The sequence below is a fragment of the Gluconobacter sp. GP1 genome, assembly GCF_032913585.1.
Lineage (GTDB): Bacteria > Pseudomonadota > Alphaproteobacteria > Acetobacterales > Acetobacteraceae > Gluconobacter > Gluconobacter cerinus.
This window is the reverse complement of record NZ_JASGXC010000001.1, coordinates 72361-87388: the sequence shown is the minus strand read 5'-3', so window position 1 is coordinate 87388 and position 15028 is coordinate 72361. Positions and strand designations below refer to the sequence as shown.

Sequence of the window (15028 nt, the reverse complement as noted above, 5' to 3'; positions counted from 1 at the left end):
TTCATGAGACCGCGCTCACGGCAGGCTTTCACAAAAAGAGGCCTGTGCAGGATCGCCATTGCCGTTTTCACGGGTTTCGTTGGGGTATGCGGGCATCCTGATCCTGCCCGTGCTCAGACCATCAGGATTGAGGCGACTACTAACGCAATAGACTGGAACGCCGTAGCGCTTGCCGGCGGTCATGTGTTTGTCTCAGGCCCTCGCTGGACCGGGTTTTCCGGACCGGCCGTGGGTCTTCTGACGAAAAGCAAAGAGATAGAGCCGTTTCCGGATGCTGACTGGAATGGCTGGAAACCCGGACGGAATGCGACGCATCGGTTTGTTAGCGTCAATGCCCTCCACGTTGCTCCTGACGGCACGCTCTGGGTTGTTGATACGGGAACTCCGTCTTTTGGAGGTGCTCCCATACCTGAAGGAGCCAAACTGGTCCGCATTGATCCGGCAACAGGTCATGTGCTCCGGATCTATCCCCTGGACCCGGATATCGCGCAGGCGGGGAGCTATATCGACGATATCCGTTTCAACGGGACGCACGCCTATCTCACGGATGCGGGCAAGGCAGCGCTGATCGTTCTTGATATCAAAACAGGTCAGGCACGTCGTGTTCTGGACAATGACGCGTCCACACGCGCACGGACAGATCGACCAATTGTCATGGACGGGCACGTCGTGGAGAACGGTCTGCATCAGCCACTTCTGGTGAATGTCGATCCGCTTGAAGTGAGTCCGGACCGGAAATGGCTGTATTTCGGGCCGCTTGAAGGGCCGTGGTCCCGCATCCCGACAGCACTGCTCGATGATCCTGATGTGTCATCAACTGATCTGTCTGCGGCTGTTCAGCCGTGGGCAGATTTACCTCCAATCGGGGGCAGCGCCATGGATGCTGCAGGAAATCTCTATTTCACCAATCTGAAGGATAATGGCGTCTATCGGAAAGACGTTTCCGGAAAGATCACGAAACTGATCTCGGATTCACGTCTGCACTGGGCTGATGCGCCTTGCCTTGCTCCGAATGGCCGTCTCTGGCTGCCCGTCGCGCAACTGGACCGTCTTCCGATGTTCCATCATGGAAAGTCCCGCAGTCACCAACCATTTTTGCTGGTATCTATCGATCTTCGATGACCATCAAACGCCATGATAATCGCCTGCGGGATGTTTTCTCTCGTGCAAAGGTACTCGCGAAGTCGCGGTGTTTTGGCGGACATCGTCACCTGTAATGCCATCGAAGTTTGCCGGGATCTTTTGTCGGAAAGTCAGGGGGAGCAATCCATCGGCGTGTCTGGGCGGTACGATGCCGTCGCCATCCAAGATATGTCAAAGCACGGGCAAGAATAAGCTGCTCGTCAGATCGTATCGGCCTTTTATAAAACAGGACTTGCTCCGCGATAACGTTCAGCGGCAGCCCTCCAGACGGAGACTGATCATGGACCTGGATCATCCTGCCAGAAGTCAGCTGCGGCAGGAGATCTTTAATCGTCAGTCTATCTGACCAATGCGAAGCACGGGCAAACAAAAGCTCCATGATTTCATCTATCGTTGGCTGTGCAACCGTAGATTTGTCTTTCAGGAAAAGAAATGTATTGAGGATTTCAAAGAGCTTAGTGTCTGAAAAATTACCGTTTATCATTTTGAATAGAGACCACCCTTCAGAAATCTCCGAAGGAGATGCCCAGAATAAGTTATGTAAGTCATTTACGGTAGTTGGTGGCGAAAATAAACTATCGGGATTATCTACTTTGTAGCAATTAGTCTTGTAATAGGGATCAATCTCTCGAGTAACATCACACAGGATCCAGAAAACAATATCCTGATAGACGCATTTCATCTCCAGGGAGTCCCAAGGGCTGTCCCAAGCAAAGTCAATCTCAGCGACGTCAAACATAGCGCTAGCTTTCATCATGGAAAGGATAGATCCGCAGGTATCCTGCGCTGATAAAATCAGCAGCTACGACCAGACGTTGCTCAGTGTGGTCTGCATGGCGGAAGAAGCGCTGCCGTCACGACGGACGAGCCTTTCGACATCGCGCAGTCGAAACAGAGTTCGCCTTGGACCGATTTTCAAGCGTTCGAGCTCGCCCGCAGCGACATATCTGTCGATCGTCGAGAGGGACACGCGTAGTCGCTCAGAAGCTTCCCGACGCGTTATAAAGATGTCGTCAGAGCGACGAAGGGGGAAAACAGAACTCATGACACGCCTTTCCAACCAGCCCCTTATGGGACTAACGATGATACTAGTTTCGTTTGGTTTTTTCGGCGTTCAGTGTTCTACAGGGTCTCTGCTTGAAGCAGTGGCAGAGAACCTTCGGGGCTTGCTAGAGGTTTTCGTACTGTAGTGTCAGCTAACCTACTAACGTTAGCCGAGCACGGACGACAATTTCAAGAAATTTCTGAGCGAATTTTTGCGGAGTGCTACTTTGGTTGTGTCCTCAGATTATCTGGATGCGCCTGAGAAACACAGGATTTCAGCCAGCAGGTCGCATCGATAAATTTATAAAACGACGCATATCGCGTCCGAGCGCCGCGCGATGACGCATTTTTTAAGGTGGGTCTCAAGGTGGGATGAATTTCGACAAATCAAATAACTCTTTGAAAAATATGGGAATTTTTGATTTATCTGGCGGAGAGGGTGGGATTCGAACCCACGGTACCCGCGAAGGCACAACGGTTTTCGAGACCGCCCCAATCGACCACTCTGGCACCTCTCCGTACGGCCTACAGAAGCAGACCTGATCGATGGCGCGGCTTATGACTGGCTTTTCAGCATAATGCAAGAGGGAGCTGCCACTCTTTCCCTAATTAAAGATGGGATGACCTACTCACGATTTGCTGTTTTTGATTGACTGGACGGCTGTCTCCTTGTATCGACCCGCCTGTTCTAGCCGTCCCATGTGGCCGGTCAGGAACCAACGATAAGAAGCGACTGGGCTGCGCCAGACCGGGAATACCCCGGCAAAAGCGGCCAAGAGATCGGAACAGCGAGAGTTTCCAGAATGTTTGCAGTCATCCGCACAGGCGGAAAACAGTACCGTGTTGCTCCTGAGAGCATCCTGAAGGTTGAAAAGCTTGAGGCTGAAGCCGGTAGCACCGTGACCTTCTCCGACGTCCTGATGGTCGGCAGCGAAGGCAGCGTGACCGTTGGCGCGCCGCTGGTTGCTGGCGCAACCGTGACGGCCACCGTGGTCGCACAGGATCGTCTGGCCAAGGTCATCATCTTCAAGAAGCGTCGCCGTCAGAACAGCCGTCGTAAGAATGGCCACCGCCAGCACGTTACCGTGCTGCGCATCGACGCGATCAACGCGGCCTGAAGCCGCACTAGGAAGGATACACAGCCATGGCACAAAAAAAGGCAGGCGGTTCCAGTCGTAACGGGCGCGATAGCGCCGGTCGCCGTCTCGGCGTCAAGAAGTTCGGCGGCGAGAGCGTTCTGGCAGGCAACATCATTGTCCGTCAGCGTGGAACCAAGATGAAGGCTGGCAGCAATGTCGGCATTGGTCGCGATCACACACTGTTCGCCCTTGTGGACGGACATGTGAAGTTCCAGCGTCGCGCCGAAGGCCGCGTCCACGTTTCCGTGGCGCTGCCGGAAGCCGCCGAGTAAGTCACCGCGCCCCAAGCGCGAGCGGAAGGGCCGGTCCTCCCAAGGGCCGGCCTTTTTCATATGTTGCGGATAATACGATGAAATTTCTCGACCAGGCCAAGATCTATGTACGTTCCGGCGATGGCGGTGACGGCGTGATCGCCTTCCGTCGGGAAAAGTACGTCGAATTCGGTGGCCCTGACGGTGGTAACGGCGGACGTGGTGGCGATGTTCTTTTCCGCGCCGTCCCTGCCCTCAATACGCTGATCGACTTCCGATACACACAGCATTTCAAGGCCCGTAAAGGCGGCAACGGCGCAGGTTCAGATAGAACCGGTGCAGCTGCGGAAAACGTTATCATCAATGTGCCCGTCGGCACGCAGATCTTCGATGAAGACCGCGAGACACTCCTTGCGGATCTGGACGAAGACGGCAAGGAGATCCTCCTGTGCCGCGGCGGTGATGGTGGCAGAGGCAATGCCCATTACAAGACCAGCACCAATCGTGCGCCACGCCGTGCCGACAAGGGTTGGCCGGGTGAAGAGCGCTGGGTCTGGCTTCGCCTGAAACTCATTGCGGATGTGGGCCTGGTTGGCCTTCCGAATGCAGGCAAATCTACGCTTCTTTCCGTGGCATCCCGCGCACGACCGAAGATTGCAGACTACCCGTTTACCACTCTGCATCCGCAGCTTGGCGTCGTACGCCTGAATACGACTGAAGAGTTCGTAATTGCGGATATTCCGGGACTGATCGAAGGCGCAAGCGAAGGCGCAGGCCTCGGAGACCGCTTCCTAGGCCATGTCGAACGCTGTGCAACGCTGCTTCATCTGATTGATGGAACAGAGTCGCAAATCGTGAAGCACTGGCGCCTGATCCGAAATGAGCTTGAAGCGTATGATCCGGTCCTGGCCGCCAAGCCTGAAATCATTGTGCTCAACAAGTGCGATTCTCTGACTCCCGAACAGAAATCTGCTAAAAAACGGGCTCTTGCAAAAGCATCTGGTGCAGAAGTACTGACACTCTCCGGCGTGACAGGCGAAGGTCTGCCCGAGTTGCTCCGGCTCCTTCAGGATCGTGTCAATGCAGCAAAGGAAAGCAAGCTGGCATGACCGCCAAGGCCCCTGCCCCTCAACTGGCGCAGGCGCGCCGGATTGTTATCAAGGTTGGAAGCGCTCTTCTTGTCGATGGCGCACAGGCAGCGCTGCGGGCCGATTGGCTGCGCAGTGTCTGTGAGGACATCGCAAGCCTAAAGAAAGCGGGCACAGAAGTTGTTGTTGTATCCTCAGGGGCAATTTCACTTGCAAGACATCAACTGGGCCTGATGAACCGCCGCCTGCGCCTCGACGAGAAGCAGGCGCTTGCTACTGTCGGGCAGATTGGTCTTGCTCAGGGCTGGAGTGACGCCCTCGCCCAGCATGGACTTGTCGCCGGGCAGTTACTTCTCACGCCCGACGATACAGAAAGCCGTGAGCGCCATCTGAATGCTCGCGCCACACTCCAGACACTGCTGGACCTCGGCTGCATTCCCGTCATCAATGAAAATGATGCCATCGCCACCTCAGAAATCCGCTTTGGTGACAATGATCGCCTAGGTGCTCGTGTGGCCCAGATGATTGAAGCGGACTGTCTTGTCCTCCTTTCCGACATTGACGGTCTTTACACGGCAGACCCGCGCACAGATCCAGCGGCGCGTCATATTCCGGTCATTGAGCAAGTGACGGACGACATCATGGCGATGGGGGGCGAGCCTCCACCTGGCTATTCGTCTGGTGGAATGCGCACGAAACTTATGGCAGCCCGCATTGCCAACCGTGCAGGCGCATCCATGGTTATTGCGGCAGGACAGGCACAAAATCCGATTCAGAAGCTCCTGGATGGTGGTTTGTGCACCTGGTTCCTTCCCCAGACGGATACTGGCTCTGCTCGCAAACGTTGGATTGGAAGCAGCCTGCATCCCAAGGGAGCTCTTGTGATTGACGCGGGAGCGCGAAATGCCCTGATTGTGGGCGCGTCACTCCTGCCTGCCGGCGTTACCGCGATTGACGGGCACTTTGAGCGCGGCGATCTGGTGCTGATCAAAGATGAGCAGGGAGATGTGCTGGGTCGCGGTTTGGCGTCCTACACAGCGAAAGAGTGCACGAAGCTTATCGGCCATCGCTCCGAGGAAATGGAGCAGCTTCTAGGCTATCGTGGTCGCGATGTTCTGATTCATCGGGATGACCTTGTGCTGGATCAGCACTAAAGCCTTTCCAGCACAAATTTGTGTCTAGCCCCTTGGAGGCCACCGGAGCTTTGGCTCCGCACGGGCTCTAAAAGCCTCGTCATCGTCACTTCGAGCAGATACAGACCGAGGGGCAAGCTCTTCCCGCTCCCGCGCAGCGCTCTGTCGCGTCTGCTCACCCTCCCAAGGAGCGCGGGACCAGCTTTTTTTAGAGGCCTCAGGCTTCTTGGCTACTCTGCGCAGAGCATCAGGGTCAGCCACCAACGGGCCGTCCTCATAGGACGGTCCCTCAGCACGCACGACAGCGGCAGGCTCAAAATAATCTGCTGGCTCCGAAGGTACGCGCTCAACTGAGGGCGTTTTCTGAACAGGCGCACGAACACCGGCAGTCCGGTTTTCCTCATCAGCAGGGCGCCCGGCGGCAACCATCCGGTCCGACGGCGGGGCCGTCAGACGCAGGGACAGGGATTGAAGCTCTGCACGCAGTTCTCCAATCTGGAACTCGAGTTCCTGCAACCGTGGCTTAACACCGAAAACGGCAAACGGCATGCAGACCAGAGCCAGCGCGAACAGGCCGGCAATGATCAGCAGAGACATCAATGCCCATGCGGGCAACCATGAAATATCGGGCATCATGCTCCGGTCCGGATATTAAGAGAGCCAGACAATGCGGGTTCGATCCGGAGACGCCGGATTACATGCCAAGAGCGCGGCGATAGATATCAAGAAGCGTTTCCTGCTCTTCCACTTCCGCAGGCTCCTGCTTACGCAGCTTGATGATCTGTTTGATCACCTTCACGTCAAAACCGGCAGACTTCGCTTCAGAGAAAATATCCTTAATGTCACCCGCCAGAGCCTTGCGTTCTTCCTCCAGACGCTCGACCCGCTCAATGATGGAGCGCAGGCGGTCAGCAGCAATGCCACCCGTTGCGGCGCCTTCGATTTTGCTTTCTGCGTCCATGTTCATTTTCCTTTTTCAGGCATAAGTCCGGGGCATCGCAGAGATGCGACACCAGCCGCGCGGCTTATCGCGCCAAGGCTTGGGAGGTCAACGGAATTATGTGCACATTTAGGGAACGCACGCGTTTCCGTGATGCCTCCTCCCGATGTCGTGCATGCCCGTTCCCTTGACATAAAGCCCCCCAGAGCGGAACTAGACCCTGCCTGCAAAGGCCTGAACCCTAAACCCTTTTCCCCCGACAATCCGGGTTCGAGAGGTCAGAGAGCACCCATGGAACACGTCCAGCAAGTCGAACCATTCGACTATGTTATCTTTGGCGCCACCGGCGATCTCACAATGCGCAAGCTTCTGCCTGCGCTTTATAACCGTCTCCGCATGGGACAGATACCAGACGATGCCCGCATCATTGGTACCGCCCGTACGGATATCGACCGGGACGGCTATGTTGCCCGCGCCAAAGAGGCGCTGGAACGCTTCATCCCCGATGATGTCCGGTCTCCGGTCCTCGTAGACCGTTTTCTCGGACTTTTACACTACGTCACACTTGATGGCACGAAGGCTGATAGTGAATGGAGCGCCTTGTCCTCCATTCTCTCCGAAGCCCCAGCTGACCGGATCCGCGTCTATTATTTCGCGACGGCACCTCAGCTGTACGGAAGAATTTGCGAAAATCTTCACAGCCACAATCTCGTATCGCCGCATTCGCGCGTCGTGCTGGAAAAGCCGATCGGCACGGATATGGCGACTGCGACAGCCATCAATGACGGCGTCGGCCAGTATTTCCCCGAGAATCAGGTCTATCGTATTGACCATTATCTCGGGAAAGAGACAGTCCAGAACGTTCTGGCTCTTCGCTTTGCCAACCCGATCATGAACGCCGTCTGGTCTGCCGAGCAGATCGAGAGCGTTCAGATCACGGCTGCTGAAACCGTCGGAGTTGAAGGTCGCGCATCCTACTACGACACATCAGGCGCCATGCGGGACATGATCCAGAATCATCTCCTGCAGGTGTTGTGTCTGGTCGCGATGGAAGCGCCTGATTCCCTGGAAGCCGATACCGTCCGTAATGCCAAGCTGGCCGTGCTGAACGCACTGCGCCCGATTACGGATGAGACTGTCGCTTCTGAGACCGTCCGCGCGCAGTACACTGCCGGCGTTGTCGGTGGCCAGAGCGTTCCGGGCTATCTGGAAGAGCTTGGACAGCCGAGCAACACGGAAACATACGCCGCAGTGCGTGCCTGGGTTGATACCCCACGCTGGAAAGGCGTTCCTTTCTACATCCGGACGGCCAAGCGCTCTGCACGCAAGGTTAGCGAGATCGTTATTCGCTTCCGTGCTGCGCCGACAGCCTTGTTTGGTGCGACGCCACCGGGAAACCGGCTGGTTATTCGCATTCAGCCGAATGAGGGTGTTGAGCTACAGCTGAACGTCAAGAACCCGGCTCTGGACGCCTATACCCTGCGTACGGCGGATCTCGACACGACAATCCGCATGGAAGGCGGCCTGCCTTTCCCGGACTCGTATGAGCGCCTTCTGCTTGACGCGGTGCGTGGGAATCCGGTTCTGTTCATTCGCCGTGACGAAGTTGAAGCGGCATGGCGCTGGGCCGAGCCTGTGCTCAAGGCCTGGAGCGAGAACAAGGTACCGATGCAGACTTATAGCGCCGGGTCTTACGGTCCGGAGAAATCTGCAGCGCTGCTCGCCGACAAGGGCGACAAGTGGCACGAAGACATGGAGTAATTGCTTTTGACTGACCCCGCGAACGCGAAGCCCCGTTTTACACGGGGCACACGGCGTCCGCCCCGTACACTCAAACAGCACCTGATGCGCCGGCTCCTGATTGTGGTGCCGGCGTTTCTGCTGATGTTCGTGGTCGTGCGTTCCGGACTTTTGGATTTTTCCTACGACAAGTTCACGTTCAACAAGCTGAGCTGGTTCGATAATACAGCCCTTGTGGAACATCTGCGGCTTGTCGTGACCAACGACGGACTGACGGACATGCCCAAGCGTTGTCTCGTGTTCGTTGTGAATGGCAATGCTGCCGAGAATAATCCGGACATTGATGTCTTGGGACGCCACGGTAATGGCTGCCCCGGAGACAAACCGTCAGCTGACAAACTGTTCAGCCTGAAGGTTGATCGCAGTGAGCGCACGATTCAAACCGATGCAGGAACGCCTGGCACGTTCCACGAACTGCGGCTCTAAAGCTTCTGCTCAGGAAGGTCGTGATCCGGCCTTCCTGAAAGCATCGCGTAAAAATACGCCCCCTTCCCGCAATGCCGTCCGCCCATCCCTGAACAGGGCATACCCGTTCAGAAAGCCATGGATCATGCGTGGAAACACCCGGTATTTAACGGTTCCTCCAGCCTCCCTGAGCAATCGCGTGTAAAGTTCACCTTCTCCACGCAAGGGGTCAAAGCCGGCCGTTACGATCATCGCTTGAGGAAGATCACTAAGATGATCCGCAAAAACAGGCGAAAATTCCGGATCGAACAGTTGATCGGGCGATGAGAGCGTCTGAGAACAGTACCAATACAGAAGGTCTGTCGTCAGCATGTAACCCTCAGCGTAATCATGCCGGGATAAAGGAATGACCGGGCCACTCAGGGCAGGATAATAAAGAAGCTGGGCAGCCAGTCGCAGATCAGGCTGTGAGCGACTCCATTGCGCCAAAACAGCTGACAGATTTCCACCAGCACTATCCCCTGCCACAGCAATCGGCAGATCCGGCGCCGCGAGTTTAAGCCACTTAAGGGCTGCCTGCGCGTCTCTTAAACCTGCTGGGAAGCGATGCTCCGGTGCCAGACGGTAATCGAGAGACAGGACCATTGCGCCTGAAGACGCAGCCAGGCGGCAACAGATCCCATGATGTGACGTCGTATCGCAATGTACGAATCCGCCACCGTGCAGGAAGAGCACCACGCCCGATACGGTCCCTCTTGGCCGATACAGGCGTGCAGGTCGCAGGTCTTCTTCGCCTGGAACCCTGATGTCTACCCATTTGCGGATCCGCAGCGATGACAGGGATTGCGGAAAGCTGGGGCGCCCGGTGATCTTCCGTATCTGCTTCAGCACATCCGGCGATGGGACCGGACCGGGGATCTCTGGAACCACCTCAACAGGCACTGCCGGCCGTACAACACCTCGGCGACGAGCCTGCCATGCGAGCCATGCAAGAAACAGCCTCAGGGCAAATACTGGTTTCATTCCAGCATCATGCAGCGAAACCAGAACAAAGTCTGCCCTTGACCCGCAAACGCTCCCGGCGCAAGGTCCGCACCGCCAGACGGCTGGACGGTCGCTGTGATTGGGATGAGGATCCCCGTCATGGAGGAAAGTCCGGGCTCCATGGGACAACGGTACCGGCTAACAGCCGGCGGGGGCGACCCTAGGGACAGTGCCACAGAAAACAGACCGCCCGCCGGACTGTTCCTTCTTGGAATACGTCGCGGGTAAGGGCGAAACGGTGTGGTAAAAGCACACCGCGATGCCGGCAACGGCGTCGGTCACGGTAAACCCTACCGGGAGCAAAACCGAATAGGAACGGCAGGCTGTCGCAAGGCAGCCGGGAGCGTCTCACTCCGTCGTTCGGGTTGGTTGCGTGAGGCATGCAGCGATGCATGTCCCAGAGGAATGATCGTCCCGCCTTTGGCGGACAGAACCCGGCTTACAGGCCGTCTGGCACCTCTGATGAAAAACGTTCCCCAGTAATTCTCAAAAGCTACGCCATGAGAACATAAAGGGAACAAATAACGGCAGGTATAGATCTCGCCGTGCGATTATCCCTGATAATTCCTAACAAACAGCAAAAAATCGCGTCACAATTTCCACTATGAAAATAGCCGCAGTTTTCTGCGGTTTTTCGCAGATATATGTTTGACGTCCCATGAAATCCCATGGTATCCCAAGAAAGAACAGAGAAATACCTGATCACCTTGCGCAAGTCCTGAAGTGAAGGGAGGCACATCATCAATGAGCATGTTCCTCGGCACACATCAGAACCGCTTTGACGCCAAGGGACGTGTTTCCATTCCGGCCCCCTTCCGATCCGCTCTCAGAACGCAGGCTCAGCCTGGCGAAGCGCTGGTCATTCTTCGGCCCTCACATCTTCATCCGTGCATCGAAGCCTGGACGTCCGCCGCTTTCGCCTCCCTGGCGCAGCCTCTGGACGAATACGATCCGTTCTCTGAAGACCACGAAGATCTGGCTGCCAGCCTTTACGCAGATGCGTATCCGCTCGACAGCGACAAGGAAGGCCGGATCATTCTTCCCGATGTTCTGCGCGCCCATGCATCGTTAAACGACGAAGTGTCCTTCATGGGTCTGGGACGCGTTTTCCAGATCTGGAATCCGGCAGCAGCAGCAGAACGTCGTCACCAGGCCCGCGCACGGGCAAAAGAACTTACCAGCAGCCGCAAACCGGCCACCGGAGATGCGGCATGAACGCAATCACGCTCGTCCATCAAGGACATGTTCCCGTCATGCTGAAGGAGGTGCTCGAAGCACTTTCCCCGCGTGAAGGCGGCCGGTATCTGGATGGAACATTTGGGGGCGGCGGTTACGCCCGTGCCATACTCAATAGCGCAGATTGCACCCTGCACGGCATTGACCGTGACCCGACTGCGATTGCCCGTGGTGAAGCCATGGCCGAGCAGGCCAATGGTCGACTGTTCATGCATCAGGGAACATTCGGGGACATGGAAGCGCTTGTGGGCCAGGACGGACCGTTTGACGGCATCGTTCTGGACCTCGGTGTTTCTTCCTTCCAGATTGATCAGGCTGAACGCGGCTTTTCTTTCCGTAATGATGGCCCGCTGGATATGCGCATGGGGGGCGACGGCCCCTCTGCTGCCGATCTGGTGAACTCCATGAAGGAAGGTGACCTGGCGGATGTTCTCTATCGTTATGGCGAAGAGAAGCTGTCCCGTCGCATCGCACGCGCCATTGTGGCAGCCCGCGCGGAAGAACCCATTACGACCACGGGCCGTCTGGCTCACATCGTTCGGTCCTGCGTCCCCAAAGACCGTTCCAAGATCGATCCCGCTACACGCAGCTTTCAGGGCCTCCGGATTGCTGTGAATGACGAGTTGGGCGAACTGGAACGCGCGCTGGAGGCAGCCCCTCGCCTTCTGGCTCCAGGCGGCGTGTTCGTTGTTGTGACCTTCCATTCCCTTGAAGATCGTCTGGCCAAGCGCGCCATGGCGGAACTGGCAGGACGTACTGCCAATCCGTCCCGCTATGACCCGGCGCCTGTCCGGAAAGAGCCTTCGGCTTTTTCTCTCCTGTATTCCCGCCCCCTGCCTGCCACGGAAGAGGAAGCGCGGGATAACCCCAGAGCACGCAGCGCCCGGTTGCGCGCTCTGGTTCGTAATTCCGCCCCACAACCGCCCGCCTCAGGAAACCGAGCATGATCCGGCCCTTCACCATCGCCTGCGCTGTTCTCGCCGCAGGGTCTGGCCTGTTTCTCTACACCAAGAAGCATGAGACGACGGTCCTCGACCAGAAGATCACCAAGGTGGTCCAGGAAACGCAGAAGGTCCGCGCACAAACGGCCATGATGCGGACGGAATGGGCCCTCCTGAATCAGCCGGATCGCCTGAACACCCTGGCAGCGCGCTTCCTTCCCGACCTTCACCCTATGGCCCCGGATCAGTTCATCCGCATGGCCAGTCTTGAGGCACGCCTTCCAAACCCGGGCTCTCGCCCTGTTCCAACAGATCCGCGAGAAAGCCTGCATGAAGTCGTCAACCGTGCGGCGACCGAGGCACATCTTCCGCTCCCGGCTCCTCCGGTTGTTCACCCAGTTGCGCCTGTTCAGCATGCTCCGGTTATTGCTTCAGCAACGCCTGCAACTCCCACACCTCATGTCATGACAGCCCGTGCCGTCACGACGCATGTTGCGCACCCGCATGCTGACCGGATTGTCCATTCCCCAGACATGGATCTGGCCTCTGCTCGTCCTGTGACGCCGCATGTCAGCGCGACAACCCGTTCGGACGTGACGCCAACTGTTCGTCTTGTGAGCTATCATGGCGCACGCCCGACACCGCTGGTCGCGGCTGCGTGGCATACGCAACCCGTCCATCAGGTTCGTGAGGCGTCTTTGACCCGCGTTGCAGAAGAGCGCCCTCGCCCGCACCATCATGCCAGCTCTGCGCTGGGAAATGACGAAGACGCATTGCCCCCGCCAGTTCCGTTGGCTAACTGAGACCCTCTCTTCTTTATTAACTGCTCGTTCAGTATTTTCCGGATAGCTTCGGGCGAGCACCTTAGACAGGACGCAACGCCGCACGATGCCCCAGGACGTGCCACCCCCATCAGGTTCGCGTCGCGCAGCGCGCCCGGGCAAACGGGCAGAGCGGCGCGACTCACAGACGGCAGTGCGAACGCCTTCCCGCCGTCTTAATCTGGATCAGATGCATAGTCGCCTTCTGGGCGTTGGCATGGGTTTTCTAGCCATTTATGGCGCAGTTGCCCTCAAAGCCACGTTCGCAACGGTGCTGATGCCTATGGAGCCCGAGAAGCGCCAGATTGCACCTCAGGTTCCAGAAATTCCGAAAAGCGATCCACGTGGTGAAATGGCAGGCGATTTTGTCCTGCCTACAGTCAAACGGGCTACCATTACCGATCGTAATGGGCAGGCCCTGGCGCTGTCTCTTCCCGTCGCGCAGGTTTATGCCAACCCGATGGAACTGATTGATCCAGAGGATGCGACAAAGAAGCTTAAAACCGTTCTGCCCAAGCTGGATGAAGCCGAAACTGTTCGTCGTCTCTCACTGAAGAAGCAGTTCGTTTACATCGCTCGTGATATTTCTCCTGTGCAGGAAATCGCGATCAATAATCTTGGTATTCCCGGTATTTATTTTGAAGCCGGTGAGCGCCGTCATTACCCGCTTGGCCGGACTGCCGCTCAGATCATGGGCAGCGTGGATATTGATGATCATGGTATTGCCGGCGTGGAGCGATTTTTTGATCAGCGCCTGAACTCGGATCGCACGCCTCTACGTTTATCTTTGGACGTTCGCGTTCAGGCAGTCGCGCATGATGAGCTGATGGCCGCCAAGGACGAGTTCTCGGCTATTGGTGCTTCGGCCATTGTCATGGATGTTCGAACGGGTGAAATTCTGGCCATGGTCAGCCTCCCTGACTATGACGCCAATGATTTCAACCACGCACCAAACGATGCACGCTTCAACCGTGCTGTGACAGGCATGTACGAGCCAGGCTCGACATTCAAGCTCCAGACAGCTGCGATGGGTCTTCAGCTTGGTGTGGTTCATATCTGGGATCGGTTTTCGACCATTCCCATTCGTGTTGGCCGCTTCACCATCCGCGATATGAAGACTGACCACTTTGCGCCATGGCTGTCTCTGCCGGGTGTGCTGGCCTATTCATCCAACCCGGCTGCAGCTCATATTGCGCTGGATGTCGGCGCCCAGCGTCAGCAGGACTGGCTGCGGAGCATGGGCTTCTTCAACCGCGTCCCAGTAGAGCTTCCAGAAGCCGGACGTCCCCTAGTACCCGCATCGAAAAACTGGGGCCTCTCCACTGTCATGACTGTTGGCTTCGGCCATGGTGTGGCTGAGCCTCCGCTGGCCATTGTCCGCGGCACGGCGGCCACTGTGAATGGCGGTATTCTTTTAAAGCCCACACTGGTGGCCCGGGATCAGCAGGACGAAAGCCAGACACCTGATGCCAAGGTGCGTCCTGTTGTTTACAAGCCCGACGAGGCAGATAGCGGCGATGACATTGGCGCACAGACACCTGTCGGAACGCGGGTTCTGTCAGAGAAGACGTCTGCCCTGCTACGCAAACTGCTGCGTCTTGACGTTACCCTGGGAAGCGGCAAATCGGCTGAAGTTCCGGGCTATTACGTGGGTGGCAAAACAGGCACGGCTGAAAAGATCGGTGCTCATGGTGGATACCTGAAACACGTCAACGTTTCGGCCTTCACCAGTGTTTTCCCGATGAACAACCCGCATTACGCGGTGTATGTCATGCTCGATAGCCCACAGGGCACTGCGGCCACACATGGCTGGACCACTGCCGCATGGAACGCAGCGCCGACCGTCAAGAAAATCATTTCCCGTGTTGGACCTATCCTGAACCAGTTCCCGGATACGGCCAACAAGGACGCCATTGATGCATCTCTCGCCATCCCCATGAATCCGTCCGTGCCAGCGGGCTATCGTGCCCTTGGCCCTGGTAACGACCCTGGAGATCCGCGCAATCAGGCGCACACTCCCAAGACACAGCACTGAGCCTGCCC

The 15028-nt window shown here is 56.9% G+C and carries 16 protein-coding genes, 1 tRNA gene and 1 other RNA gene; 12 read left to right on the top strand and 6 right to left on the bottom strand.

Translation table 11 applies throughout. The features are described from left to right. The first annotated feature begins 3 nt into the window (after positions 1–3). Positions 4–1122 carry an L-dopachrome tautomerase-related protein gene (locus R5H23_RS00425; RefSeq protein WP_317213857.1) on the top strand — a complete coding sequence of 373 codons (1119 nt, stop codon included), beginning with the start codon at positions 4–6 and terminating at the stop codon, positions 1120–1122. 85 nt (positions 1123–1207) lie between these two features. Here R5H23_RS00425 and R5H23_RS00420 read toward each other — a convergent pair whose 3' ends face one another. The 3 genes from R5H23_RS00420 to R5H23_RS00410 all read right to left on the bottom strand — a co-directional run bounded on the left by R5H23_RS00420 (position 1208) and on the right by R5H23_RS00410 (position 2705). Further along, positions 1208–1900 (bottom strand): hypothetical protein, encoded by a 693-nt coding sequence (locus tag R5H23_RS00420; RefSeq protein WP_317213856.1) that lies wholly within the window; start codon positions 1898–1900, stop codon positions 1208–1210. A gap of 45 nt (positions 1901–1945) precedes the next feature. Continuing rightward, complete coding sequence (locus R5H23_RS00415; protein WP_035729032.1) at positions 1946–2188, bottom strand: AlpA family transcriptional regulator; 243 nt, start codon at positions 2186–2188, stop codon at positions 1946–1948. A gap of 427 nt (positions 2189–2615) precedes the next feature. Beyond that, positions 2616–2705 (bottom strand) — tRNA-Ser (locus R5H23_RS00410). A gap of 285 nt (positions 2706–2990) precedes the next feature. Between R5H23_RS00410 and rplU the strand changes: the two genes are divergently transcribed. The 4 genes from rplU to proB all read left to right on the top strand — a co-directional run bounded on the left by rplU (position 2991) and on the right by proB (position 5819). Beyond that, on the top strand, positions 2991–3305 hold the full coding sequence (gene rplU / locus R5H23_RS00405) for a 50S ribosomal protein L21 (protein ID WP_046901386.1): 315 nt from the start codon (positions 2991–2993) through the stop codon (positions 3303–3305). Positions 3306–3331: 26 nt separating this feature from the next. Then, positions 3332–3598 carry a 50S ribosomal protein L27 gene (rpmA, locus tag R5H23_RS00400; RefSeq protein WP_046901385.1) on the top strand — a complete coding sequence of 89 codons (267 nt, stop codon included), beginning with the start codon at positions 3332–3334 and terminating at the stop codon, positions 3596–3598. A gap of 77 nt (positions 3599–3675) precedes the next feature. After that, positions 3676–4686, top strand: a complete 1011-nt coding sequence (gene obgE / locus R5H23_RS00395) for a GTPase ObgE (RefSeq protein ID WP_211509697.1) — start codon at positions 3676–3678, stop codon at positions 4684–4686. Further along, the gene (proB, locus tag R5H23_RS00390) at positions 4683–5819 is read left to right on the top strand and encodes a glutamate 5-kinase (protein WP_211509696.1); all 1137 of its coding nucleotides are present in this window, start codon (positions 4683–4685) and stop codon (positions 5817–5819) included. The genes obgE and proB overlap by 4 nt, the downstream gene beginning before the upstream one ends. 24 nt (positions 5820–5843) lie before the next feature. Here proB and R5H23_RS00385 read toward each other — a convergent pair whose 3' ends face one another. Together R5H23_RS00385 and R5H23_RS00380 are read right to left on the bottom strand one after the other, a co-directional pair. Beyond that, positions 5844–6434: a hypothetical protein gene (locus R5H23_RS00385; RefSeq protein WP_317213855.1), complete on the bottom strand. Its 591-nt coding sequence runs from the start codon at positions 6432–6434 to the stop codon at positions 5844–5846. Positions 6435–6492: 58 nt separating this feature from the next. Next, positions 6493–6759: a GapR family DNA-binding domain-containing protein gene (locus R5H23_RS00380; protein ID WP_007283547.1), complete on the bottom strand. Its 267-nt coding sequence runs from the start codon at positions 6757–6759 to the stop codon at positions 6493–6495. Positions 6760–7029: 270 nt separating this feature from the next. Here R5H23_RS00380 and zwf point away from each other — a divergent pair, with 270 nt between their 5' ends. Both zwf and R5H23_RS00370 read left to right on the top strand, forming a co-directional pair. Continuing rightward, the gene (zwf, locus tag R5H23_RS00375; protein WP_046901381.1) at positions 7030–8499 is read left to right on the top strand and encodes a glucose-6-phosphate dehydrogenase; all 1470 of its coding nucleotides are present in this window, start codon (positions 7030–7032) and stop codon (positions 8497–8499) included. 6 nt (positions 8500–8505) lie between these two features. Beyond that, a complete protein-coding gene (locus R5H23_RS00370) occupies positions 8506–8964 on the top strand; it encodes a hypothetical protein (protein WP_046902046.1) in 459 nt (152 codons plus the stop codon). Between the two features lie 9 nt (positions 8965–8973). Here the strand turns inward: R5H23_RS00370 and R5H23_RS00365 are convergent, their stop codons facing one another. After that, positions 8974–9966, bottom strand: coding sequence for an alpha/beta hydrolase (locus tag R5H23_RS00365; protein WP_317213854.1), 993 nt, complete (start codon positions 9964–9966; stop codon positions 8974–8976). Positions 9967–10041: 75 nt separating this feature from the next. Between R5H23_RS00365 and rnpB the strand changes: the two genes are divergently transcribed. The 5 genes from rnpB to R5H23_RS00340 all read left to right on the top strand — a co-directional run bounded on the left by rnpB (position 10042) and on the right by R5H23_RS00340 (position 15020). After that, an RNA gene (gene rnpB, locus R5H23_RS00360) (RNase P RNA component class A) lies at positions 10042–10445 on the top strand. A gap of 286 nt (positions 10446–10731) precedes the next feature. Further along, positions 10732–11202 carry a division/cell wall cluster transcriptional repressor MraZ gene (gene mraZ / locus R5H23_RS00355; protein WP_211502790.1) on the top strand — a complete coding sequence of 157 codons (471 nt, stop codon included), beginning with the start codon at positions 10732–10734 and terminating at the stop codon, positions 11200–11202. Further along, positions 11199–12170 carry a 16S rRNA (cytosine(1402)-N(4))-methyltransferase RsmH gene (rsmH, locus tag R5H23_RS00350; RefSeq protein ID WP_046901378.1) on the top strand — a complete coding sequence of 324 codons (972 nt, stop codon included), beginning with the start codon at positions 11199–11201 and terminating at the stop codon, positions 12168–12170. The genes mraZ and rsmH overlap by 4 nt, the downstream gene beginning before the upstream one ends. Further along, a complete protein-coding gene (locus R5H23_RS00345; RefSeq protein WP_211498195.1) occupies positions 12167–12967 on the top strand; it encodes a hypothetical protein in 801 nt (266 codons plus the stop codon). Before rsmH ends, R5H23_RS00345 begins: the two co-directional genes overlap by 4 nt. Positions 12968–13052: 85 nt before the next feature. After that, on the top strand, positions 13053–15020 hold the full coding sequence (locus R5H23_RS00340) for a penicillin-binding protein 2 (protein ID WP_211497253.1): 1968 nt from the start codon (positions 13053–13055) through the stop codon (positions 15018–15020). Positions 15021–15028: the final 8 nt, after the last annotated feature.